The sequence below is a fragment of the Microbacterium xylanilyticum genome, assembly GCF_054654695.1.
This window is the reverse complement of record NZ_BAAIEN010000002.1, coordinates 700,860-723,621: the sequence shown is the minus strand read 5'-3', so window position 1 is coordinate 723,621 and position 22,762 is coordinate 700,860. Positions and strand designations below refer to the sequence as shown.

Annotated in this window: 19 protein-coding genes and 1 pseudogene; 7 read left to right on the top strand and 13 right to left on the bottom strand. The window is 71.1% G+C overall.

What is annotated here, in order from left to right:
• Positions 1-8: 8 nt before the first annotated feature.
• Both ACYQ1L_RS03975 and ACYQ1L_RS03970 read right to left on the bottom strand, forming a co-directional pair.
• A pseudogene (locus ACYQ1L_RS03975) lies at positions 9-1,292 on the bottom strand (family 78 glycoside hydrolase catalytic domain); the annotation flags it as partial.
• A 185-nt stretch (positions 1,293-1,477) separates the two neighbouring features.
• Positions 1,478-2,782 carry an MFS transporter gene (locus ACYQ1L_RS03970; protein WP_460002962.1) on the bottom strand — a complete coding sequence of 435 codons (1,305 nt, stop codon included), beginning with the start codon at positions 2,780-2,782 and terminating at the stop codon, positions 1,478-1,480.
• A gap of 9 nt (positions 2,783-2,791) precedes the next feature.
• Between ACYQ1L_RS03970 and ACYQ1L_RS03965 the strand changes: the two genes are divergently transcribed.
• The gene (locus ACYQ1L_RS03965) at positions 2,792-3,076 is read left to right on the top strand and encodes an FGGY-family carbohydrate kinase (RefSeq protein ID WP_460002961.1); all 285 of its coding nucleotides are present in this window, start codon (positions 2,792-2,794) and stop codon (positions 3,074-3,076) included.
• A 139-nt stretch (positions 3,077-3,215) separates the two neighbouring features.
• Here the strand turns inward: ACYQ1L_RS03965 and ACYQ1L_RS03960 are convergent, their stop codons facing one another.
• Positions 3,216-3,620 (bottom strand): hypothetical protein, encoded by a 405-nt coding sequence (locus ACYQ1L_RS03960; protein WP_460002960.1) that lies wholly within the window; start codon positions 3,618-3,620, stop codon positions 3,216-3,218.
• Positions 3,617-3,970 (bottom strand): hypothetical protein, encoded by a 354-nt coding sequence (locus ACYQ1L_RS03955; RefSeq protein ID WP_460002959.1) that lies wholly within the window; start codon positions 3,968-3,970, stop codon positions 3,617-3,619. The genes ACYQ1L_RS03960 and ACYQ1L_RS03955 overlap by 4 nt, the downstream gene beginning before the upstream one ends.
• A gap of 195 nt (positions 3,971-4,165) precedes the next feature.
• On the opposite strand from ACYQ1L_RS03955, the gene ACYQ1L_RS03950 reads away from it, so the two are divergent.
• Positions 4,166-4,783 (top strand): hypothetical protein, encoded by a 618-nt coding sequence (locus ACYQ1L_RS03950; protein ID WP_460002958.1) that lies wholly within the window; start codon positions 4,166-4,168, stop codon positions 4,781-4,783.
• A 147-nt stretch (positions 4,784-4,930) separates the two neighbouring features.
• On the opposite strand, the gene rpoC is transcribed toward ACYQ1L_RS03950, so the two are convergent.
• The 3 genes from rpoC to ACYQ1L_RS03935 all read right to left on the bottom strand — a co-directional run bounded on the left by rpoC (position 4,931) and on the right by ACYQ1L_RS03935 (position 14,205).
• Entirely contained in the window at positions 4,931-8,797 is a 3,867-nt protein-coding gene (gene rpoC / locus ACYQ1L_RS03945) for a DNA-directed RNA polymerase subunit beta' (RefSeq protein ID WP_460002957.1), read from the bottom strand.
• A gap of 49 nt (positions 8,798-8,846) precedes the next feature.
• Positions 8,847-12,347, bottom strand: coding sequence for a DNA-directed RNA polymerase subunit beta (rpoB, locus tag ACYQ1L_RS03940; RefSeq protein ID WP_460002956.1), 3,501 nt, complete (start codon positions 12,345-12,347; stop codon positions 8,847-8,849).
• Between the two features lie 268 nt (positions 12,348-12,615).
• A complete protein-coding gene (locus ACYQ1L_RS03935; RefSeq protein ID WP_460002955.1) occupies positions 12,616-14,205 on the bottom strand; it encodes a glycoside hydrolase family 3 protein in 1,590 nt (529 codons plus the stop codon).
• Between the two features lie 120 nt (positions 14,206-14,325).
• Between ACYQ1L_RS03935 and ACYQ1L_RS03930 the strand changes: the two genes are divergently transcribed.
• The 4 genes from ACYQ1L_RS03930 to ACYQ1L_RS03915 all read left to right on the top strand — a co-directional run bounded on the left by ACYQ1L_RS03930 (position 14,326) and on the right by ACYQ1L_RS03915 (position 17,059).
• The gene (locus ACYQ1L_RS03930) at positions 14,326-15,192 is read left to right on the top strand and encodes a spermidine synthase (protein ID WP_460002954.1); all 867 of its coding nucleotides are present in this window, start codon (positions 14,326-14,328) and stop codon (positions 15,190-15,192) included.
• A 161-nt stretch (positions 15,193-15,353) separates the two neighbouring features.
• Positions 15,354-15,881, top strand: coding sequence for a hypothetical protein (locus ACYQ1L_RS03925; protein WP_159576796.1), 528 nt, complete (start codon positions 15,354-15,356; stop codon positions 15,879-15,881).
• An 81-nt stretch (positions 15,882-15,962) separates the two neighbouring features.
• Positions 15,963-16,451, top strand: coding sequence for a SprT-like domain-containing protein (locus ACYQ1L_RS03920; protein WP_159576797.1), 489 nt, complete (start codon positions 15,963-15,965; stop codon positions 16,449-16,451).
• Positions 16,448-17,059 carry a hypothetical protein gene (locus ACYQ1L_RS03915; RefSeq protein ID WP_460002953.1) on the top strand — a complete coding sequence of 204 codons (612 nt, stop codon included), beginning with the start codon at positions 16,448-16,450 and terminating at the stop codon, positions 17,057-17,059. The genes ACYQ1L_RS03920 and ACYQ1L_RS03915 overlap by 4 nt, the downstream gene beginning before the upstream one ends.
• On the opposite strand, the gene ACYQ1L_RS03910 is transcribed toward ACYQ1L_RS03915, so the two are convergent.
• From ACYQ1L_RS03910 to ACYQ1L_RS03890, 5 genes are all read right to left on the bottom strand, one after another.
• Positions 16,983-18,443 carry an ABC transporter permease gene (locus ACYQ1L_RS03910; protein WP_460002952.1) on the bottom strand — a complete coding sequence of 487 codons (1,461 nt, stop codon included), beginning with the start codon at positions 18,441-18,443 and terminating at the stop codon, positions 16,983-16,985. The two genes, ACYQ1L_RS03915 and ACYQ1L_RS03910, sit on opposite strands and share 77 nt — an antisense overlap.
• On the bottom strand, positions 18,440-19,228 hold the full coding sequence (locus ACYQ1L_RS03905; protein ID WP_460002951.1) for an ABC transporter ATP-binding protein: 789 nt from the start codon (positions 19,226-19,228) through the stop codon (positions 18,440-18,442). Before ACYQ1L_RS03905 ends, ACYQ1L_RS03910 begins: the two co-directional genes overlap by 4 nt.
• A gap of 111 nt (positions 19,229-19,339) precedes the next feature.
• Positions 19,340-20,119 (bottom strand): permease prefix domain 1-containing protein, encoded by a 780-nt coding sequence (locus ACYQ1L_RS03900; RefSeq protein ID WP_460002950.1) that lies wholly within the window; start codon positions 20,117-20,119, stop codon positions 19,340-19,342.
• A 1-nt stretch (position 20,120) separates the two neighbouring features.
• Positions 20,121-20,468 carry a PadR family transcriptional regulator gene (locus tag ACYQ1L_RS03895; protein WP_460002949.1) on the bottom strand — a complete coding sequence of 116 codons (348 nt, stop codon included), beginning with the start codon at positions 20,466-20,468 and terminating at the stop codon, positions 20,121-20,123.
• Between the two features lie 89 nt (positions 20,469-20,557).
• Positions 20,558-21,058: a carboxymuconolactone decarboxylase family protein gene (locus ACYQ1L_RS03890; protein WP_460002948.1), complete on the bottom strand. Its 501-nt coding sequence runs from the start codon at positions 21,056-21,058 to the stop codon at positions 20,558-20,560.
• A gap of 85 nt (positions 21,059-21,143) precedes the next feature.
• Here ACYQ1L_RS03890 and ACYQ1L_RS03885 point away from each other — a divergent pair, with 85 nt between their 5' ends.
• Complete coding sequence (locus tag ACYQ1L_RS03885) at positions 21,144-22,025, top strand: LysR family transcriptional regulator (RefSeq protein ID WP_460002947.1); 882 nt, start codon at positions 21,144-21,146, stop codon at positions 22,023-22,025.
• Between the two features lie 56 nt (positions 22,026-22,081).
• On the opposite strand, the gene ACYQ1L_RS03880 is transcribed toward ACYQ1L_RS03885, so the two are convergent.
• Positions 22,082-22,720 (bottom strand): response regulator, encoded by a 639-nt coding sequence (locus tag ACYQ1L_RS03880; RefSeq protein ID WP_460002946.1) that lies wholly within the window; start codon positions 22,718-22,720, stop codon positions 22,082-22,084.
• Positions 22,721-22,762 lie beyond the last annotated feature (42 nt).

Sequence of the window (22,762 nt, the reverse complement as noted above, 5' to 3'; positions counted from 1 at the left end):
TCCGGATCCAGCCAGTCGCCGAACTGGAACCCCTGATCCCAGAGCCCCGTCGGCGAGAGTGCGCGCTCGACGGACTCGAGGTGCAGCACCATCGCCGGGTAGTGCGCCGCGAGGCGGTCCCGATCCCCGTAGGCGCGCCAGAGCGCCTCGGGAGCCCAGACCGCGGCGTCGCCCCAGATCGCCGTGGCGCCGAGGGCGGGGAACGCGAAGTCCTCCCCGAAGTGCGCGTACTTCAGCACGTCCGGGACCACGATCGGCACGACCCCCGCCTCCGAGTGGCGGGTCTCCGCATGCAGATCCTCGAGCCAGTCGTGCAGGAAGTCGGAGGTGTCGAACTGGAACGAGGCCGACGCCGCATAGGCGGCGATGTCGCCCGTCCAGCCCAGCCGCTCGTCGCGCTGCGGGCAGTCCGTGGGGACGCTGAGGAAGTTGCCCTTCTGCCCCCACACCGAGTTGTTCACCAGCTGGTTGACGAGCGGCTCCGAGCACTCGAAGGATCCGAGTCGGCGCATCTCCGAGTGCACGACCACCGCCTCCAGGTCCTCCGCGCTCAGCTTGCCAGGCCAGCCCGTGACCTCGGCGTAGCGGAAGCCGTGGAAGGTGAGCGTGGGCTCGAAGACGTCCTCGTCGCCCGACAGCACGAACACGTCGGTGGCCTGCGCGGCGCGCAGCGGCCGGGTGCCCAGCTCTCCGCTCTCGAGCACCTCGGCGTGACGCAGCACGATCTCGGTCCCCCGGGGTCCCTGCACGGTCGCCCGGATCCATCCGACGAGGTTCTGCCCGAAGTCCACGAGCGTGCGCCCTGCCGGCGACGTCCAGATCCGCACCGGACGCAGCGTCTCCTGACGGCGCACGGGCGGACCCGCCTGCGCGACGAGCCGGCTGCGATCGACGTCGACGGTCGAGACGGCGACCTCCTCCCCCGGTTCTCCGCGCAGGCGGGCATCGATCGTCTCGCCGTTGTACAGCGAGTTGCGCAGCACTTCGCTCGTCTCCGCGCGCCACTCGTGGCCGGTCGTGACCGTCTGGACGGATCCGTCGTGGAACACGAGCTCCAGGACGAGGGCGAGCGCGATCTCCTCTCCGTAGTTCGCGTTCGCCCCCTCGAAGCCCAGGTCGCCGCGGTACCAGCCGTTGCCGACGAGGACGTCGATCGCAAGCTCCCCTGCCCCGCCGCGCACGGCATCCGTGACGTCCCAGTTCTGGAACGGAAGACGCCACTCGTAGGCATTCCAGCCCGGGTCGAGCACGGAGTCCGAGACCGGTGCCCCGTCAAGGCGGGCCTCGTACACGCCGAGGGCGGTCGCGAGGAGCCGAGCGGATGCGACCGCGTCGCGCGGCTGCGCCGGCGCGACCGTCCGGCGGAAGCGGATCGCGGCGTCGCGCGGAGCGTTCGCGGTGATGAAGGCTGCCTGGTGCAGCGGGGTGTCATGTCGGTCCTTCCGGATCGTGGGCGTGCGGTGGGCGGACTGTGGGGTCAGGACTCGATCGGGGCCGCGTCCGCCTCGGGCTCGACGGCGATCGTGCTGAGCGACTCGGTGACGAACTGGCTCTCACCGGCCTTGCGGAAGGCGAACCAGGCCACGATCAGTCCGATCGCGACGACCCCTCTGAGCACGGCGTACAGCCCCTGCGGGCTCACGGCGATCAGAGCGGGCGTGACGAACGCGAGAAGCGCGGCGACGACTCGGTCCACGGCGATGACCGCTCCCTGCGCGGTCGTGCGCAGCAGCGTCGGGAACGATTCCTGCGTCCACACCTTCATGATCCCCTCGAAGGCGAACGCGCCGCCGACTCCCATGAACAGGTTCATCGCGATGATCGTGGGCAGGCTGAACCCGAGCACGGCCGGCGTCAGATATCCGAGCAGCAGCACGATCGCTCCGAAGACGAAGTAGGTCATGCGGCGCTTGCCGTCGACGATCCGCATGAACCAGAGGCCGGCCAGCAGCCCGATCGGGAACGACGCCAGGCCGATCGCAGAGTTCAGCGCGACGGGGATCCCCGCGACGTTGACCGCGAGATAGGTGCCGAACTGGCCGCCGGTGTTCGCACCGACGTTGGTCAGCGCGTAGAAGACGAGCAGCGCGAGGAACGGCCCCAGGTACGGCTTGCGGAGGAGGTCGCGCACCGTGGCGCGGTCGGCACGCACCGTGACCACGCCGCGACGGCGCTCGTCGCGCGCCGCCAGCCAGAACGGCGACTCCGGAATCGTGAGCCGGGCGAGGAACACGAGAGCCGCCACGATGCCGACCTGCCCGAACAGGAGCTGGCCGCCCACGCGGCCCATGCCGCCGGCGAAGGTCGCGATCACGATCGTTCCGAGGATGCCCACCACCCAGAGGATGTTGGACAGGCCGATGATCGCGCCGCGGTTCTTCTCGCTCGCGGCCTCCGAGATGGTCGAGAGCGAGACCGGCAGATCGGCGCCGGTTCCGAGCCCCGCGAGGATGACGCCGATCAGCAGGGCGGGGAATGACGATCCGAACACGAGCAGCGCGATGCCGATGATGACGATGAGCATGGTCACGAGGAAGATCCGGCGACGTCCGAACGCGTCGCCCAGCCTCCCGCCGAAGATCGCGCCGATCGCGATCGAGAGCGTGAGCAGACCGGACAGGATGCCGATCTGGTCGGGCGTCACGCCGATCGTGTGCTGGTAGATGACGAGGGCGATGCCGGTCGCGACGATCGTGGCGGCATCGATGTAGGACGCCATGCCGCACACGATGCCAACCCACCACGGGTTCGGGTGGCGGACGGCGGAGGATTCGACAGTCATGGTTCTCCTTTGAACGGGACGAGACGGTGCGCGGCGGCCGGGAGGCTCACGGGGCGCCCCGTCGCGGCGATCAACCTCATCGGCGGCGGCGCGCTGAACGAGCTGCTCTGCCAGGAGACGTCCGACCGCACGGGCCTGCCGGTGCTCGCGGGTCCCGTCGAGGCGACGGCGCTCGGGAACGTGCTGGTGCAGGCGCGGGCGGCGGGCGTGTTCGGCCGCGACGCGTCACTGGAGGATCTGCGCGAACTGGTCCTCCGCACGCACGCGCCCGCACGGTACACGCCGCGCGGCTGACCGCCGCGGTCGGGCGGCGACACGGGCGCCGCGCGTATGGCGACACGAGCAGGCGGCGACACGGGCCCCGCGCATATGGCGACGCGAGCCGGCGGCGACACGGCCAGTCAGGTCGGGCGCCGACGCGGAGCGCGCCTGCTCAGGTGGCGACGCGGGCGATCCGCTCCTCGAGGCCGTGCCAGTCGGGCGCGGGTGCGGCGGGCGGCTCGGGAAGCAGTCTCACCGGGGCATGGCGGAACGCGTCGGCCGCGACCGGCGCGGGCAGGAGCACGGCGCGCCGCGCCGGCGGGACGGCTGCCAATGCGGCGGTGTCGGCTTCGGCGATCGGTGCCGTGGACGCGGTGTCGCCCTCCGCCTCGGGTGTCGCGGCGGCCGCCGACAACGCCGCCCCCGCAGCGGCGTCCGCCTGCGCACCCGCTTCACCGCCGATGCCCCCCTCCGCGCCGGACGGGCTCGCGGCGCCAGACAGACCCAGCGCGCGCAGCACATCGTCCCGCTCCTCGGCGACGGTGCTGGGGATGCCCTCGCGGAGGTCCACGATCACGTCGGCGTCCGCCTGCGCCGCAAGGGACCGCCGTGTGTCCGCGAACCCGCTCTCCCCGCGGCGTCGCTCGAACTCGGCCCCGCCGCGATCGCGCACGAGAGAACGGCGATGCGTGCCTTCGAGCGCGGGGCCGCCACGACGCGGACTCCCCGATCCTCGAGCACCGTGCGGATCCGCTCGCCGTCGGGGTCATCGCCGAGGGGCACGACGACGGTCAGCGCCAGCCCATCGCCGATCAGTGCGCACGCCAGCTCAACGGCGTCGCCGCCCACGCTCTCGCGCATTCCGCCGGGGTCGCGGATCTCCTCGATCCACGCATCGCCCAGGATCACCACCCGGTGCTCGGTCATGCCGCTCCCTCCCAGAAGTCATCCCAGGCTACTCCGGCCCCCGTCGCGGGCCCGGCCGGGCCTTCGGCTCGGCGCCGGGCGACGCCCGGCCGCGTCCCCCGCATCGCACCGCCACCACGCGGCACGGTGCGGCGCACCCTCGGCGGACGGTCGGCGCTACGGCGTGCCGGATCCGCGGAGGCCTATCCTTGCGCCATGAAGACTCGCAGCGTCGCGATCGCCGCGGCCGCTCTCAGCCTGGTCGCGGCGCTGACCGCGTGCACTCCGACAGCGCCCCCGTCCTCAGGCGGGGGAACGGCCGGCACGTCCGCCTCAGCGACGGGTACCAGCACTCCGTCGCCGGCCAAGAGCTCACCGCCGAGCACGAGCTCGCCCTCCCCCAGCCCGACGTCGACCCCGGTCGCCCTGCCGACCGACTGCAAGGCGATCCTCTCCGCCGACGTGCTCGCGCAGCTCGGCAGCACGCCGTTGAACTCGCCCGTGTTCGGGCCGAGCGGCGTGCAGGCCGACGGCAGCCTGATCTGCATCTGGGCGGATCCGGGCGCGGACACCACGAACATCACGACGAGGATCTCCCGCAAGTACCGCGGCGAGGCGCTGGACATGCTCAACGACCTCGTGAAGACCCAGGGCTTCACCTGCTACACGCCCGACAAGGGAACCCGCTGCGAGAAGGAATGGCCGGATCCGAAATACCCGGTGACCGACGGACGCACCCTGTTCTGGCGCGACGACGTGCTGATCGACACCCGCTACTCGAACCTCGCCCCCACCGGCTACACGTCCAGCATCGTGGCGAGCATCTTCCACTGAGAGCAGTCGGCTGACGCAGAAGGACCCCGGATCCGAAGATCCGGGGTCCTTCTGTCAGACGATCAGTCCGTCACACGCGGCACTCAGTTGTGTCGCGACTTCAATCGGCTCGGCCGAGCGGGCAAGCCCGCTCGGCTCTCGCCTCAATCAGTTGTAAGTGCCGGGCGTGATGTCGTCGGTCGAGAACGCGTCGAAGTCGACGTAGCCGAAGTCGCCGTCGGCGTACGCCCCGTCGGATGCGAAGATCCGGTTCGGGTAGCGCTCGCTCTTGGCCTCCTCGGTCGCCTCCACGGTGATGTCGCGGTAGCGGCGCAGACCGGTTCCGGCCGGGATGAGCTTACCGATGATGACGTTCTCCTTGAGGCCGACCAGCGGGTCGCTCTTGCCCTCCATGGCGGCCTGCGTGAGCACGCGGGTCGTCTCCTGGAAGGACGCGGCCGACAGCCAGGACTCGGTCGCCAGCGACGCCTTGGTGATACCCATCAGCTCCGGGCGGCCGGACGCCGGGCGCTTGCCCGCCGCGACGGCCTCGCGGTTGATGTCCTGGTAGCGACGGCTGTCCACCATCTCACCGGGCAGCAGGGTCGTGTCGCCGTGGTCGACGACCGTGACCTTGCGCAGCATCTGGCGCACGATGACCTCGATGTGCTTGTCGTGGATCGGCACACCCTGCGAGCGGTAGACCTCCTGCACGCCGCCGACGAGGTACTTCTGCACCTCGCGGGCACCCTGCACGCGCATGACCTCCTTGGGGTCGAGCGTGCCGACCTGCAGCGGGTCGCCGACCGAGACGTGCTGACCGTCCTCGACGAGGAGCGTCGCACGCTTCAGCACCGGGTAGACCACTTCCTCGTCGCCGTTGTCGGGCGTGAGGATGACCTTCTTGGACTTCTCGGTCTCCTCGATCGTGATGCGGCCGTCCGCCTCGGCGATCGGGGTGGCACCCTTCGGGGTGCGCGCCTCGAAGAGCTCCTGCACACGGGGCAGACCCTGCGTGATGTCACCGGCCGAAGCGAGGTGGAAGGTACGCATCGTCAGCTGGGTGCCAGGCTCACCGATCGACTGGGCCGCGATGATGCCGACGGCCTCGCCGATATCCACCGTCTTGCCGGTGGCCAGCGAGCGGCCGTAGCACTGCGCGCAGACACCGACCGCCGAGTCGCAGGTCAGCACGGAGCGGACCTTGATCGACTCCACGCCGGCCGCGACGAGCTTGTCGATGAGCACGTCGCCGACGTCCTCACCGGCGGTGGCGAGAACCTCGCCGGCCTCGTTCACGACGTCGGACGCGAGCGTGCGGGCGAACACGGAGTTCTCCACGTTGGCGTCGCGCACCAGCTCGCCGGCGCTGTTCGGCGCGGCGATCGGCAGCTCCAGGCCCTTCGACGTGCCGCAGTCGTCCTCACGGATGATGACGTCCTGCGAGACGTCGACCAGACGACGGGTCAGGTAACCCGAGTCGGCCGTGCGCAGAGCGGTGTCGGCGAGACCCTTACGGGTACCGTGCGTCGCGATGAAGTACTCCGCCACCGACAGGCCCTCGCGGTACGAGGAGATGATCGGACGCGGGATGAACTCACCCTTGGTGTTGTTCACCAGACCGCGCATACCGGCGATGTTGCGGATCTGCAGCCAGTTACCACGGGCTCCCGACGACACCATGCGATTGATGGTGTTGTCCTCCGGGAAGTGCGCCTGCATCGAGGCCTGGACATCGTTGGTCGCCTTCGTCCAGAGCTCGACGAGCTCCTGACGACGCTCGGCGTCGGTGGTCAGACCCTTGTCGTACTGCGCCTGGATCTTCTCGGCCTGCTTCTCGTAGCCCGCGACGATCTCCGCCTTGTCCGGCGGGGTGATGACGTCGCTGAGCGCGACGGTCACGCCCGAACGCGTGGCCCAGTAGAAGCCGGCGTCCTTGATCCGGTCCAGCGACGCGGCGGTCTCGACCTTCGGGTACTCCTCGGCGAGCTTGTTGACGATCTGCGAGAGCTTGCCCTTGTCGGCGACCTCGCGCACGAACGGGTAGCCCTTCGGCAGGGTGTCGTTGAAGATCGCCTGGCCGAGCGAGGTGTCCACGAGGCCGTGGCTCTCGTAGCCCTCGGGGGCCTCACCCTCGAGGAACGTCAGACCCGGGATGCGGATGCGGACCTTGGCCTGCAGGTCGAGGGTGCCCTCGTCCTTCGCCAGGATCGCCTCGCCCACGGAGCCGAACGCACGACCCTCGCCGAGCGCGCCCTCCTTGACCGTGGTCAGGTGGTGCAGACCGATGATCATGTCCTGCGAGGGCAGGGTGACCGGGCGGCCGTCGGACGGCTTGAGGATGTTGTTCGAGGCGAGCATCAGCACGCGGGCCTCGGCCTGGGCCTCGACCGACAGCGGCAGGTGCACGGCCATCTGGTCACCGTCGAAGTCGGCGTTGAACGCCGCGCACACGAGCGGGTGCAGCTGGATGGCCTTGCCCTCGACGAGCTGCGGCTCGAAGGCCTGGATGCCCAGGCGGTGCAGGGTGGGGGCGCGGTTCAGCAGCACAGGACGCTCGCGGATGATCTCCTCGAGCACGTCCCAGACCTCGGGACGCATCCGCTCGACGGCGCGCTTGGCGGCCTTGATGTTCTGCGAGTGACCCAGGTCGATGAGGCGCTTGATCACGAACGGCTTGAACAGCTCGATCGCCATCGTCTTCGGCAGACCGCACTGGTGCAGCTTGAGCTGCGGACCCACGATGATGACCGAACGGCCCGAGTAGTCCACGCGCTTTCCGAGCAGGTTCTGGCGGAAGCGACCCTGCTTTCCCTTCAGCATGTCGCTGAGGGACTTCAGGGCGCGGTTGCCGGTGCCGGTGACGGGACGACCGCGGCGGCCGTTGTCGAACAGCGCGTCGACGGCCTCCTGCAGCATGCGCTTCTCGTTGTTGACGATGATCTCGGGCGCGCCGAGGTCGATCAGACGACGAAGACGGTTGTTGCGGTTGATCACGCGGCGGTACAGGTCGTTCAGGTCGCTGGTCGCGAAGCGGCCACCGTCCAGCTGCACCATCGGGCGCAGCTCCGGCGGGATGACCGGGACGACGTCGAGCACCATGGCGGCCGGGCTCATGCCCGTCTCCAGGAACGAGTTCACGACCTTGAGGCGCTTGATCGCGCGGATCTTGCGCTGGCCCTTGCCCTCGGAGATCTGCAGGTGCAGCTTCTCCGACTCGGCCTTCAGGTCGAACGCCGCGAGACGCTTCTGGATGGCCTCGGCGCCCATGTGGGCCTCGAAGTACTGGCCGAAGCGGTCCTGCAGCTCGTGGAACACGTCGTCCTCGGGACGCAGCGCGCCCACCTCGAGGGTGCGGAAGTCCTCCCACACGCGCTCGAGCTTGGCGATCGCCTCGTCGGCGCCCTTGCGGATCTGCGCCATCTCCTTCTCGGCGGCGTCCTTGACCTTCTTCTTGGCGTCGGCCTTGGCACCCTCGGCCTCGAGGGCCGCGAGCTCCTCCTCCAGCTTGGCCAGGCGCTCCGCGATCTTGGCGTCGCGGCGGTCGCCGAGCGTCTTCAGCTCGAGGCGGATGTTGTTCTCCTGGGTGGCCAGGTCGCGGTGACGCGCGTCCTCGTCGACCGAGATGACCATGTACGCGGCGAAGTAGATGACCTTCTCGAGGTCCTTCGGCGCCATGTCCAGCAGGTAGCCGAGGCGCGAGGGCACGCCCTTGAAGTACCAGATGTGGGTGACGGGCGCGGCGAGCTCGATGTGGCCCATGCGCTCGCGACGGACGGAGCTCTTGGTGACCTCCACGCCGCAGCGCTCGCAGACGATGCCCTTGAAGCGGACGCGCTTGTACTTGCCGCAGGCGCACTCCCAGTCGCGGGAGGGGCCGAAGATCTGCTCGCCGAAGAGGCCGTCCTTCTCCGGCTTCAGCGTGCGGTAGTTGATGGTCTCGGGCTTCTTGACCTCGCCGTAGGACCACTTGCGGATGTCGTCGGCGGTCGCGAGGCCGATGCGAAGCTCATCGAACGTTGTTGCGTCGAGCACTAGTTCTCCTGTGTCGATTCTGAAATCTGTAAGTTATGTGCGCGCGAGATCAGATCTCGTCGATGGATGCGGACTCGAAGCGGCTGGAGATGTTGATTCCCAGCTCCTCGGCGGCGCGGAAGGCCTCGTCGTCGGTGTCGCGGAGGTTGACCGCGGTGCCGTCGGCCGAGAGGACCTCGACGTTCAGGCAGAGCGACTGCATCTCCTTCATGAGCACCTTGAACGACTCCGGGATGCCCGGCTCCTGGATGTTCTCGCCCTTGACGATGGCCTCGTACACCTTGACGCGGCCGAGGATGTCGTCGGACTTGATCGTGAGGAGCTCCTGCAGCGCGTACGCGGCACCGTAGGCCTCGAGCGCCCACACCTCCATCTCACCGAAGCGCTGGCCACCGAACTGGGCCTTACCGCCGAGCGGCTGCTGGGTGATCATCGAGTAGGGGCCCGTCGAACGCGCGTGGATCTTGTCGTCGACCAGGTGGTGGAGCTTCAGGATGTACATGTAGCCCACGGAGATCTGCCCCGGGAACGGCTCGCCGGAGCGGCCGTCGAACAGGGTGGTCTTGCCGGACGAGTCGATCAGGCGCACGCCGTCACGGGTCGGCAGGGTGGAGTCGAGCAGACCCTCGATCTCCTCCTGGTGGGCGCCGTCGAACACCGGGGTCGCGACCTTGGTGCCGGGAGCGACGTCGAACGCCTCCTTCGGCAGCTGCGCTGCCCACTCCGGGTTGCCCTCGATCTTCCAGCCCTGCTTGGCGACCCATCCGAGGTGGGTCTCCAGCACCTGGCCGAAGTTCATGCGGCCGGGGATGCCGAGCGGGTTCAGGATGACGTCGACCGGGGTGCCGTCGGCGAGGAACGGCATGTCCTCGACGGGCAGGATCTTCGCGATGACACCCTTGTTGCCGTGGCGGCCGGCGAGCTTGTCGCCCTCGGTGATCTTGCGCTTCTGGGCGATGAAGACCACGACGCGGCGGTTGACGCCGGAGCCGAGCTCGTCGTCGCCGTCCTCGGCGTTGAACTCCTTGACCGCGATGACGGTGCCCTGCTCGCCGTGCGGCACCTTGAGGGAGGTGTCGCGGACCTCGCGGCTCTTCTCGTTGAAGATCGCGCGGAGCAGACGCTCCTCGGCGCTCAGCTCGGTCTCACCCTTCGGGGTGACCTTGCCGACGAGGATGTCGCCGGGGCGGACCTCGGCGCCGATGCGGATGATGCCGCGCTCGTCCAGGTCCTTCAGGAGCTCCGGGCTGACGTTGGGGAGGTCACGGGTGATCTCCTCCTTGCCGAGCTTGGTGTCGCGCGCGTCGACCTCGTACTCCTCGATGTGGATCGAGGAGAGGGTGTCGTCCTTCACCAGGTCCTGGCTGAGGATGATCGCGTCCTCGAAGTTGTGGCCCTCCCACGTCATGAAGGCGACGAGGAGGTTCTTGCCGAGCGCGAGCTCGCCGTTCTCGGTGGCGGGGCCGTCGGCGATGACCTCGCCGACCTCGACGCGCTCACCGGCCGAGACGACGACCTTCTGGTTGTACGAGGTGCCGTGGTTCGAGCGGTCGAACTTGCGCAGGTAGTACTCCTGCGTGCCGCCCTCGTCGAGCATGACCACGACGCGGTCGGCGGAGACCTCGGAGACCACACCGGCCTTCTCGGCGGTGATCACGTCACCGGCGTCGATGGCGGCGTAGCCCTCCATACCGGTGCCGACGAACGGCGACTCGGAGCGGAGCAGCGGCACGGCCTGACGCTGCATGTTGGCGCCCATGAGCGCGCGCTGCGCGTCGTCGTGCTCGAGGAACGGCACGAGCGAGGTCGCGACCGACACCATCTGGCGCGGGGAGACGTCGATGTAGCCGATCTCCTCGGGCAGGAACATGTCGACCTCACCGGATCCGCCCTTCGGGCGGGCCAGGACGTGCGCCTCGGTGAAGCGGCCGTCCTTGTCGAGCGGGGCGTTCGCCTGCGCGATGTTGAAGTCGACCTCCTCGGCGGCGGTCAGGTAGTCGATGTGCTCGGTGACCCGGCCGTTCTCGACCTTGCGGTACGGCGTCTCGATGAAGCCGAACGAGTTGATCCGCGCGAACGTGGCGAGCGAGCCGATCAGACCGATGTTCGGGCCTTCAGGGGTCTCGATCGGGCACATGCGGCCGTAGTGCGAGGGGTGCACGTCGCGCACCTCGACGCCGGCGCGGTCGCGGCTGAGGCCACCGGGGCCGAGGGCCGAGAGGCGGCGCTTGTGGGTCAGACCCGCGAGCGGGTTGTTCTGATCCATGAACTGCGACAGCTGCGAGGTGCCGAAGAACTCCTTGATCGCGGCCACGACGGGGCGCACGTTGATCAGGGTCTGCGGGGTGATCGCCTCGATGTCCTGCGTGGTCATGCGCTCGCGGACCACGCGCTCCATGCGGGAAAGACCCGTGCGGACCTGGTTCTGGATGAGCTCGCCGACGGCGCGGATGCGACGGTTGCCGAAGTTGTCGATGTCGTCGGTCGCGAGACGGATCTCGGCCTTCTTGCCACCGCGGATGCCCTCGAAGGTCTCCACGCCGGCGTGCAGGCGCACCAGGTACTTGATGGTCTCGACGATGTCCTTGACCGTGAGGACGGACTCGTCCAGCGGCAGGTCGAGGCCCAGCTTCTGGTTGATCTTGTAGCGGCCGACCTTGGCGAGGTCGTAGCGCTTCGGGTTGAAGTAGAAGTTGTCCAGCAGCGCGCGGGCGGCCTCGGCGGCGACCTGCTCGCCCGGACGGAGCTTGCGGTAGATGTCGCGGAGCGCGTCCTCCTTGGTGAGGATCGTGTCCTTCGCGAGCGTCTCCTCGATCGAGGTGAAGCCGGCGAACTCGGCGAGGATCTCCTCGCTGGTCAGGCCCAGCGCCTTGAGGAAGACGGTGACGGACTGCTTGCGCTTGCGGTCGATGCGCACGCCGACCTGGTCGCGCTTGTCGATCTCGAACTCGAGCCAGGCGCCGCGGGACGGGATGACGCGCGCGGACACGATGTCCTTGTCGCTGGTCTTGTCCGGGGTCTTGTCGAAGTACACGCCCGGGGAGCGGACGAGCTGCGACACGACGACGCGCTCCGTGCCGTTGATGATGAACGTGCCCTTGGCGGTCTGCAGCGGGAAGTCGCCCATGAAGACCGTCTGGGTCTTGATCTCACCGGTCTGGTGGTTCATGAACTCGGCCTCGACGTAGAGCGGGGCCGCGTACGTCTTGCCGCGCTCCTTGCACTCCTCGATGGAGTACTTCTCGGGCTCGAGGTACGGGTTCGTGAACGAGAGCTGCATGGTCTCGCTCAGGTCCTCGATCGGGGAGATCTCCTCGAAGATCTCCTCGAGGCCGCTGGCCTCCGCGATGTCCTTGCGGCCGGCCTTCTTGGCCTCCGCGACGCGCTGCTTCCAGGCCTCGTTGCCCACGAGCCAGTCGAAGGACTCGGTCTGCAGGGCGAGCAGGTCGGGGACCGTCAGCGTGTCGGAGATCTTGGCGAACGAGAGGCGGGAGTGGCCGCGTCCGTTCTTGGTGGTGGTGGGAGTGGATGCGTTGGGAGCAGCAGCCAAGGGAATAACCTCCGTGAGCCCCGAAGGGCGTCTCGATTCCTCGTCGTCAGGTGGAGTGCGCCGCGTCACACGGCCGCACGCTGAAGGCGCTCTGTCGAAGAGCGAGGAACGTACGGAGTCTGCCGACCACCATATGAGGGCAGGGAGGAGCGAGGCGCAAAGATCAACTATAGTTCCGAAATCACGACATGGCAAGCGCGATTCTTGACCAATCGCGCCGACAGCGGTATAACCCGGGCGCGCACCCGTTCAGAGCGGCACCCCGGGGTCATCGGGAGCCTCCGACGAGCACCTCCCGGGCCAGCTCGGCTCCGATGCGACTGCTCGCGCGCACGTCCAGCACCGGCAGCGCGACCGCGGCCCCCGGGAGGCCCACGTTCACGACGACGGCGCCCGGATCCGCCGCCGCGACCGCGCCCACGAACCGGCGCTGCGCCTCATCCGTGTCGATCCGGTCCACCAGCGCCACGATCCGGGATCCGCTCGCCGCGGCCGCGGCACGGGCCTCGGCGATGGCGTCCGCGACCTCGGCGTCGGTCGCGCGCTCCGCGTCGACGCGGTGCGACCAGCCGCCCGCGGTCAGCGCGTCGACCACGTATGACGCCGCGCTGTCGACGGCGAGGGTCGCGCGGCGGCGCGCGTCCAGGACCACGAGCCCCGACGCCGGCGCACCGAGGTCGCCCTGCACGGTGATCGCACGGCGCACGATCCCGCGCAGATCCGCGGGCGCCGCCGGGTGCGCGTGCGCCCGCTCGGCCGCGAGCTCGTCGGCGAGCCGCGCGACGCGCGCGGCCGCCTCGGTGACCCGCTGCACGCTCAGGGTGCCGTCGGCGAGCGCCTGCACGATCGCATCCTTCGCTGCGTGGAAGTCGCGCTGGTCCTGGTCGACGGCCGCGCCGTCGCCGGGGTTGGTGGGGTTGCCGACGCAGAGGAGGTCGGCCCCCGCGGCGAGCGCGCGCACGGCTCCCCCGCCGATGCCGACCGACTCCCGGATCGCGGCCATGTCGAGGGCGTCCGTCACGATGACCCCGTCGAAGCCCGCGGTGCGCAGCATCCCGAGCACCCGCGGGTTGAGCGTGGCGGGCTCCTCGCCCCAGGCCGGCACCACGATGTGCGCGGTCATCACCGAGCGCGCCCCCGCGGCGATCGCGGCGCGGAACGGCTCGACGTGCACGCGGTCGAACTCGGCCGGATCCGCCGCGATGCGCGGCAGCCCGTGGTGCGAGTCGAGGTGCGTGTCTCCGTGGCCGGGGAAGTGCTTGACGCACGCGGCGACGCCGGTTCCCTGGATGCCCTCGACCTGCGCCGCCGCATGCCGCGAGACCAGCGCGGTGTCGGCACCGAACGCGCGCACGCCGATCACCGGGTTGCGCGGGTCGGTGTTGACGTCGGCGACCGGGCCGATCAGCACGTCTGCGCCGGCCTCGCGGATCCGGCGGACCAGCTCGGCGCCGGTCGTCCTGGTGGCGTCGACGTCGTCGAGCGCGCCGAGCTGCGCAGCGCCGGGGGCGGTCGATCCGGTGCGCGCCTCGAGGCGGGTGACACTGCCGCCCTCCTCATCGACGCCGATGAGCGCACGGGGGTTCGCCTCGTGGATCGCCGCACTCAGCCCGTCGAGGCGGGGCGACAGGTTCTGCGCGAAGTAGACGACGCCGGCGAGTCCGTCCCGCAGCTCCGCGGCGAGCCATTCCGGCAGCTCCGTGCCGAAGAACCCGGGCCACAGCACGCCGTTCGCGAGGCGGGCGAACTTCGCGTCCCGGTCGGTGGCCTCGGAGGTCGCTGCGTTCGGCGCGGCCGCGGCGTCCGAGGCGGCGGCGCCGTCTGCGGCGGGGCGTTCGGGCGTCACGTCGAGCGTCATGAGGTCTCCTCGTCGAATCCGTCGGCGCCGGCGCGCCCCATTAAGCATGCACTACTAACAAACCTGCGGCAAGCGGCGCCCCGTCCGCCGCGCCGCGCCGGATCCGCCTACGCTCGTCGCATGGGCAGAGCACGCGCGAAGGACACCGAGCACCCCGCCGCACGGCTGGGATCCGGAGGGATCGCCCGCGTGGTCCCCGCGGAGTTCGGCGGCGGGTTCGAGCTCCTCATCGATGAGACGCCGCAGTCGCACGTGGATCCGGCCGATCCGACCCATCTGCACTTCGAGTACATCGTGCGGATGGGTGCGCTGATCGACCAGCTCTCGTCCCCAGGCGCGCCGATCACCGCCGTGCACCTGGGCGCCGGCGCACTGACCATCCCGCGCTACATCGCCGCCACCCGGCCGGGCTCCCGGCAGCAGGTGATCGAGCTGGAGGCGCCGCTCGTCGAGCTCGTGCGCGAGCACCTGCCGCTGCCGCGGGGAGCTGCGATCCGGATCCGGATCGGCGATGCCCGGGAGGGCGTGCGGCGGCTGCCGCCGGCGATGACCGGGGCCGTCGACCTGGTGGTCGCCGACGTGTACTCGGGGGCGCAGACGCCCGCGCACCTGACCAGCGTCGAGTTCTACGGCGAGCTCGCTCAGCTGCTCGCCCCGGCGGGCGTGCTGCTCGTGAACGTCGCCGACGGTCCCGGCCTCGCCTTCGCGCGACGGCAGGTGGCGACGATCCGCGCGGTGCTGCCGGAGGTCGCGATCCTCGCCGATGCGCAGATCCTCAAGGGCCGCAGGTTCGGCAACCTCGTGCTCGCGGCATCGGCCGCGCCGCTGCCCGCCGACGCGCTGCCGCGGATCCTCGGCGCAGGCCCGCATCCGGCCAAGCTCGCGCACGGCGCCGAGGTCGCGGCGTTCGCGAAGGACGCGTCCATCGTCACCGATGCGACGGCGGTCGCGTCCCCGCGGCCGGACGCCGGGGTGTTCCTGCGCTGACGTCCGGTCGCCCCGCTTGCGCCGAGCCCCCTCTGGAGGCGATTCGCCCGACGAATGCGGACGGATCCGCGGCACGCCCCGGCTCCTTCGGCGATGCCCGGGATCCGCAGGCAGACTGGAAGGCACACGGCGAGCGGTGCAAGCAGTACAGGAGGGCGCGCGTGGGCTACATCAAGGGATACGACCCGGACTCTCTGCGCGAGCTCGTTGATCCCTCGGAGTGCGAGGCGCGACTCGAGGAGATCGGCGACCAGCGCAGTCTCCCCTCGATGCTCGAGCGGGTCTGGCTGCTGAAGGTGCTCGGCCGCCTCGACGACGCGCTCGTGCTGGCCGACGAAGCGGTGCGCCAGGCGCGCATGGCCGGCACCCGCAAGGACCTCATCCGTGCGCGCGTGCTGCACGCGACCGTGCTGCAGTACCGCCGTGCGCACGGCGCCGCCGATCACGAGCTCGCGACCTGCGTGGCCGAGGCGGAGGGCCAGGGCTGGGTGCCGATCGCAGCGTTCGCGCACCAGCACCGGGGCCGCAACGCGTTCGAGGCCGGCGACTACGAGCAGGCCAGGGAGAGCTTCAAGCGGACGCTCTTCCTGCGTCGTGAGGCGGGCGCGACCGACGACGAGCTCGAGGCGGCGCTGCTCGCGATCGAGGCCGTGGAGCGTCGCCGCGACCCGATCGCCGTCAACGGCTGAGCGTTCCTCGCCAGCCGCGTGCGGTGCGCGCGCGGCGCCGCCGTGCGCCGGAATGTCCCCGGCGTCGCCTAACGTGAGTGCATGGCCGAGTTGGAACGAGTCCGGGTCTGGGGCGAGGCGCTGATCCGGCTGCATCTGGATCCGGGCTGGTCGTTCGGCTTCGACAACGCGAAGCGCCGCGCGGGCGCCTGCAACTACCGCGACAAGCGGATCACCGTCTCCCGCTACCTCGCCGCACGGTTCGAGGACGACGAGATCCACCAGGTGCTGCTGCACGAGGTCGCGCACGCCCTCGCCGGCCACGACGCCGCGCACGGCGCCGCCTGGAAGCGCGTCGCCCGTTCGCTCGGCTACGTCGGCGGCACCACGCATCGCGGTGAGACCGCGACCGAGCTGGCGCCCTGGGTGGGCCGCTGCCCCACCGGGCACGTGACCTACCGGCACCGCCGCCCCACGCGGGCGTCGTCGTGCGCACGCTGCTCGCGCCGCTACGACGAGCGCTTCCTGCTGGTCTGGACCCGCCGCGAGATCACCGCCGCCGACCGCCGCGCGGCCGTGGTGCCACGATGACCGCCCCGCCGGGACTGCACGAGGTGCAGCTGAGGTTCCGGATCCGCGCGAGCGCCGACGCGGCCTGGGCGGCGCTGCATTCGCCGGCGGTGCTGGCCGCGCTCTACGCCCCCGTGCTGGTGGTCGAGCCGCTCACGCTCGCCGACGAGGAGTCGCTGCTGCACTCGGCGGTGCGGTTGCGCCTGTTCGGCGCGGTGCCGGTCGGCACGCAGCTCATCGGCGCGTACGACGAGACGCGGGAGCACCAGGGCGAGACCGTGCGGATCCTGCGCGACAGCGGCATCCCGCTGACGGGCCCGCTCGCCTCGCTCGACGTCTGGGACCACCGCATGGCCGTCTCGCCGCTGCCGGACGGCCGCACGCTCTGGCGGGACCGCCTCGTGTTCGGCGGACCCGGATCCGCCCTGCTCCTGCCCGTGCTGTGGGCGGCGTGGCAGTGGCGCGGCTGGCGGATCCGCCGCCTCGCCCGCGGCTGGGACAGGGCCGCCGCCCGCTCGGACGACGGCCCCGCCGCGGCCCACCCCGCTCCGATCAGTCCGCGGCGAGCGCCTCGACGGGCGCGACACGCGTCGCGAGGCGGGTCGGCGCCACGGACGCCACGAGCGTGAGCACGGCCGTGGCCGCGACGATCGCGGCGACGGGGGCCCAGGGCACGACGGGCAGGATGAAGCCCGCCGGGTGGAAGTCGGGCAGCGACGGCACGGATCCGAGCAGCGACTGCGCCGCGATCCACCCGTAGGCGATGCCGAGCACCAGCCCCGTCGCGGTGGCGGCGATCGTCACGTGCGCCGCCTCGAGGAGGACCATCCGGCGCACCTGACGGCCGCTCAGCCCGATCGCGCGCAGGAGCCCCAGCTCGCGCCGGCGCTGCACGACGCCGATGGTGAGCAGGTTCACCAGCCCGACGGCGGCGATCACCGCCGACACCGCGACGAGCACCATCATCACCGTGGCGAACGCGTCGAAGGGGGCGAAGAAGCCCGCCGGGAGCTCCTCGGCGCTCGTGCGCAGCATCAGCGCCTTGGCCGACTCCATCGCCACCGCGAACATCGTGACCAGCGTGACGCCCATGACCACGCCGATCGCCATCCGGCTGGACCGCTCGGGGTGGCGCAGCGCGTTCTCCGCCGCGAGCCGCGCGGTGGCGCTGCGTCCGAACAGCCGCCCGACCATGCGCAGCACCGGCGGCATGATCAGCGCCGAGCCGATCGCGAGCCCCGTGAACGAGAAGACGCCGCCGAAGAACGCGACCACGACCCCCAGCGGCGACGTCAGCCCGTAGACGACGCCGGCGGCGAGGAGCGCGCCGCCGAGCACGAACATCGTGATGGCGCCGAGGTGCCGCGAGGAGACTGAGCCGATCTCCGCGGCGCTGCGCTCGGCGGATCCGGCGAGCGCCTGCAGCGGGGTGACGGTCAGGACTCGCCGGGACCCCGCCCACGCCGCGACCCAGGTGGTGAGCGCCACCCCGACAGCGGGGATCAGCACGCCGGGCTGCAGCGGCGAGAAGCCGAGCGGAGGGTGCGCGAACGCCGCCGACCCGATCGCGATCCCGGCCCAGCTCAGCAGCACTCCGGCGACGAGGCCGAGCACCGATCCCAGGACGCCCACAGTGAGGCCCTGGCCGGCGACCTCGGCCCGCTGCGCACGCGCCGAGGCGCCGATGAGGCGCAGCAGCGCGATCCGGCGGGTGCGGCCGGCGACGATGGTCGAGAACGTGTTCGCCGTGACGATGGCGGCGACGTACATCGCGACCGCCGTCAGCAGCACCGACAGGATCTGCACGACGTACGCGAGCGTGCCGCTGTCGCCGATCGTGGGGTCGCTCTGCAGCAGTGCGCCGAGGTATCCGGTCGTGTCGACGAGGATCACGCCGAACGCGGTGGTGAGCGCGGCGACGAACACGCTCGCGCCCATGCCGCGCTCGCGGAGGAAGGCGATCCGCGACGGGGTCAGCGGCGTCTCCATGAGGGTCGGCGCGACGGCGGTCATGCCGTCACCCCCGCGGGCACGGCATCGGCCGCCGCACCGCCGGACAGCATGAGCCCGGCGATCTCGTCGGCGCTGCGACGGGGATGGTCGGCCACGATGCGCCCGTCCCCGAGGAACAGCACCCGGTCGGCGTAGCTGGCGGCGACCGCGTCGTGGGTGACCATGGCGATAGACTGCCCCTGCTCCCGGCTCGCGGTCGAGAGCAGCTGCAGCACCTCGCGGCCGGACGCGGAGTCGAGGTTGCCGGTGGGCTCGTCGGCGAAGACCAGATCCGGCGCGGTGGCCAGCGCCCGGGCGATCGCCACCCGCTGCTGCTGCCCGCCGGAGAGCTGGTGCGGACGGTGCCGCAGCCGCGGCCCGATCCCGAGGATCTCGACGAGCGAATCGATCCGGGCCCGCTCGATCGCCGACGGACGGCGCCCGTCGAGCTCGAACGGCAGCAGGATGTTGCCGAGCGCGTCGAGGGTGGGCACCAGGTTGAACGCCTGGAAGATGAACCCGACGCGGCGTCGGCGCAGGATCGTGAGGTCGAGGTCGCCGAGGCCGGTGATCTCGGTGTCGCCGATCCAGGCGCGGCCGCGGGTCGGAGTGTCCAGGCCCGCCATGATGTGCATCAGGGTGGACTTGCCGGAGCCGGATGCGCCCATGATCGCGGTGAACTGGCCACGGCGGATGCCGACGCTCACGTCGTCGAGGGCACGCACCGCGCCCTCCCCGGATCCGTAGGTCTTGGTGAGGTGCTGGACGCGGGCAGCGAGCCCCAGGTCGGTCGTCGTGATCTCCATGGCTTCGACGCTACGGATCCGGATCCGGCCGGCGCGTCGGCCTCCGGGAGCATCCGCCTACATCTGCAGGATGATCCCTGGCCACGGCCACAGGCACGGGCGCAGGGCGGGTCAGACGGTGGGCCGGACCGCCAGGCCTCGGCGGAGGAACCGCACGAGCAGAACCAGCGCCACGACGCCGGCTGCGAGGGCGATCGCGCCGTCGCTGAGCCGCACGCCCACGCCGGCGACCGCCAGGCCGCGGACGAGGTCCAGCACGACGGACAGGGCGCCCCAGCCGAAGGCGAACGCTCCGACGCCGCAGAACGCCACCGCGCTCGCGACGAGCAGCAGACGCCGGTGCTCGCGCGCGATCGGGACGGCGCCGCGGATGCTCCGCACGAGCAGCCACACCAGCAGCAGGAGCAGTCCGAGCACCCCGGCCGCGAGGCGCTCCGAGACGATCTCATCGGAGTGGTGCATCGCCGCGGCTGCAGCGCAGCTGCCCGCCTGCGGGAAGAAGCTCAGGAAGTCGGCGCAGCGCGTGGCCGTGTAGGTCACGCCGTAGGCGTCCCCCGCGAGGAAGGCGGGGCCGAAGAGCGCTTCGAGCGCCCACGAGACCAGCCCGCTGACGCCGATCACGACGAGCCCGAGCGCCACCACGAGCCACCCGCCGCCGAGGAGGCCGAGCGCACGCCGGCGCGGGGAGGGCGCCTTCGCCGCGGCCGCCGGGTCGCCGAATCGCGCGACCGCGGACTCCGCGGCGGCCTCCGGATCCATCCCCTCCGCCTGCAGCGCGGCCTGCGCGTCGCGCAGGTGCGCATCCGTCTCGGCGAGGAGGCGCCAGGCGTCGCGGCCGGCGCCGAGCCGGTCGGCCAACGCGGCGACATAGCGATCGATCGCGTCGCTCATCTCACGCCCCCTGCCCGGCCGCCGGGAGCGCCGCGCCGGCGGCCAGCGTCGATGCGACGCCGTCCGCGAAGCGGCGCCAGGCGCTCGTCTCGTGGGCGAGCCGGGTGGCGCCGGCGGCGGTGATCGCGTAGACCCGCCGCCGCCGGCTGTCGTGCACCCATTCGCTCGCGATCGCGCCACTGCGCTCCAGCCGGTGCAGCGCCGGATAGAGGGAGCCCTCCGGCACGTCGAACTCGCCGCCGCTGGCCGCGCGCAGCGCCTCCGCAAGCGCGTAGCCGTGCGCGGATCCGCGTGCCAGCGTCGCCAGGATCAGCATCTCGAGGTTGCCTCGAAGTCGGTCGTCTGCCATGCCGCCGACATTACCCAGATCATCGATGCATAGACAGTCTAGACTTCTGAGAGTCCGCTGAGACTTCCGGCGGCATCAGGCGACCCGGGTCACATCGAACCGGTCCAGGCGTGGGTCGAGACGCCGACGGCGTTCCAGGCGTTGATCACCACGATCAGGGAGACGAGGGCGCCGAGCTCCTCCGGGGAGAACCGGGTGGCGGCGGCCGCCCAGTCCGCGTCGGGCACGCGGGTCTCCGCGACCCGGGTGATGCTCTCGGTGAGCTGCAGCGCAGCCCGCTCGCGGGCGGTGAAGAACGGCGACTCCTGCCAGACCGCGACCGCCGCGATCCGCGCGGCGGTCTCGCCGGCCTTCGCCGCGTCGCCGGAATGCAGGTCCACGCAGTAGCTGCAGCCGTTGATCTGCGAGGCGCGCAGGCGCACCAGTTCGCGCAGCCCCGCGTCGATGCCCGCGGCGTCGAGCTCGCGGACCATGGCGGCGTCCAGTCCCGCGAGCGCGCGGGAGAAGCGCGGAGCGACGGTGTCGATGTCGAGCCGGACGGGCACCGGGACGGTCTCCTCGCGGACGGCGGTGTTCTCGGTCGTGTTCATGGTGTTCCTTTCGTCCCCCTCAGACTCGCGCCCGCGGTTTCATATGTCCAACAGCTGGATCCGATCGCTATCATCTGCGGGAGAGATGGAACTTCATCAGCTGAGATATGTCCTCGCCGTCGTGGAGACGGGCTCCTTCACCGCGGCCGCGGACGTGGTGCACGTGAGCCAGTCGGGCGTGAGCACACAGGTGCAGAAGCTCGAGCGCGAGCTCGGGGTCGCCCTGTTCGACCGCAGCGCGCGCCGGGTCGCTCTCACCGACGACGGAGAGCGCCTGCTCCCGGTCATCCGCGCCGCGGTCGAGGCGGTCGGCGAGATCGCCGCCACCGCCGCCGACCTGCGCGGGCTGCTGCTCGGATCCCTGCGCGTGGGGACGGTGTTCGGCCTCACCTGGCCCGTCTTCTACGACGCGCTCGCAGAGATCGGGGCCGCCCACCCCGGGCTGGACCTGCGCCTGCGGGAGGACACCTCGAGCCGTCTGGCCCGGGCCGTGCGCCGCGGCGAGCTCGACGTCGCCCTCGTCGCCTGGGCCGAACGGCCGCCGGAGGGCCTTGAAGCGAGGGCGATCTTCGACGATCCGCTGGTGGCAGTGGTCTCCCCCGACCACCCGTGGGCGGCGCGGCGCACGATCCGCCCCGGCGAGCTGACCGGCATGGACCTCATCGCGCTGCCCGAGGGCACGGGCGACCGCGCGGCGCTCGACGCGCTCCTCGCAGGCCTTCCCCGCGGAGGCGGGCCGCGCTGGGAGGTGTCCACGCCGGCGGTCCTGGAGAAGCTCGCCGTCCGGGGGCTCGGTGTCGGCGTCGTGAGCGCGGCGACCTGTCGTCGCTGGGTCGGGATCCGCGCGATCCCCATCGACGCGCCCGGGGTGCGATCGCGGCTCGGCGTGGTGTGGCGGCCCGGGCCGACGCGGGCCGCGCGTGCGCTGCTGGAACAGCTGCACGACGGCGAAGGCGCAACCGCGTAGAGCGCCCCGGCGCCTCCCGAACCGCCTCCGTCGCGCCGCAGCGTCGCGCTCGCGGTCTAGTTCAGGCCGTGCTCGAAGGCGAACACGACGAGCTGCACCCGGTCGCGCAGCGCGAGCTTCGTCAGGATGCGGCTGATGTGCGTCTTCACCGTGGCCTCGGAGAGGAACTCCCGAGCCGCGATCTCGGCGTTGGACAGGCCGCGGGCCGCCAGCGCGAAGATCTCCTTCTCGCGTTCGGTGAGGTCGTGGTAGCTCGGCGGCACGGGCACCCGCGCGGGGCCCGCGAAGTGCGCGAACAGCTCGCGGGTCGCCGACGCCGCAATCACGCTGGACCCGGAGTGCACGGTGCGGATGGCCGCGAGGAGGAACTCGGGATCCGCGTCCTTGAGCAGGAAGCCGCTGGCGCCCTGGCGGATCGCCCTGGCGGCCGCCTCGTCGAGGTCGAAGGTGGTGAGCATGACGATGCGCGGCGGATCCGGCTCGTCGAGGATGTGCGCGGTGGCGGTCAGGCCGTCCATGACCGGCATCCGGATGTCCATCATCACGACATCGGGCCGGGTGGCGCGCACGACCTGAATGGCCTCCTGCCCGTCTCCGGCCTCGCCGACGACCTCGAGGTCGGGCTGAGAGGCGACGAGCATGCGAATCCCGGCGCGGAACAGCGCCTGGTCGTCGACCAGCACGACCCGGATCATCCTGCCTCCCCCTGGGCGCCGCTCGCCGCGGCCCCCGCTCTC

Coding starts and splice junctions, on each gene's coding strand:
- ACYQ1L_RS03890 (WP_460002948.1), bottom strand. CDS start 21,058: ATGAACACGACCGAGAACACCGCCGTCCGCGAGGAGACCGTCCCGGTG.
- ACYQ1L_RS03905 (WP_460002951.1), bottom strand. CDS start 19,228: ATGGAGATCACGACGACCGACCTGGGGCTCGCTGCCCGCGTCCAGCAC.
- ACYQ1L_RS03915 (WP_460002953.1), top strand. CDS start 16,448: ATGACCGCCCCGCCGGGACTGCACGAGGTGCAGCTGAGGTTCCGGATC.
- ACYQ1L_RS03950 (WP_460002958.1), top strand. CDS start 4,166: ATGAAGACTCGCAGCGTCGCGATCGCCGCGGCCGCTCTCAGCCTGGTC.
- ACYQ1L_RS03910 (WP_460002952.1), bottom strand. CDS start 18,443: ATGACCGCCGTCGCGCCGACCCTCATGGAGACGCCGCTGACCCCGTCG.
- ACYQ1L_RS03895 (WP_460002949.1), bottom strand. CDS start 20,468: ATGGCAGACGACCGACTTCGAGGCAACCTCGAGATGCTGATCCTGGCG.
- ACYQ1L_RS03955 (WP_460002959.1), bottom strand. CDS start 3,970: ATGACCGAGCACCGGGTGGTGATCCTGGGCGATGCGTGGATCGAGGAG.
- ACYQ1L_RS03970 (WP_460002962.1), bottom strand. CDS start 2,782: ATGACTGTCGAATCCTCCGCCGTCCGCCACCCGAACCCGTGGTGGGTT.
- ACYQ1L_RS03900 (WP_460002950.1), bottom strand. CDS start 20,119: ATGAGCGACGCGATCGATCGCTATGTCGCCGCGTTGGCCGACCGGCTC.
- ACYQ1L_RS03920 (WP_159576797.1), top strand. CDS start 15,963: ATGGCCGAGTTGGAACGAGTCCGGGTCTGGGGCGAGGCGCTGATCCGG.
- ACYQ1L_RS03930 (WP_460002954.1), top strand. CDS start 14,326: ATGGGCAGAGCACGCGCGAAGGACACCGAGCACCCCGCCGCACGGCTG.
- ACYQ1L_RS03880 (WP_460002946.1), bottom strand. CDS start 22,720: ATGATCCGGGTCGTGCTGGTCGACGACCAGGCGCTGTTCCGCGCCGGG.
- ACYQ1L_RS03935 (WP_460002955.1), bottom strand. CDS start 14,205: ATGACGCTCGACGTGACGCCCGAACGCCCCGCCGCAGACGGCGCCGCC.
- ACYQ1L_RS03885 (WP_460002947.1), top strand. CDS start 21,144: ATGGAACTTCATCAGCTGAGATATGTCCTCGCCGTCGTGGAGACGGGC.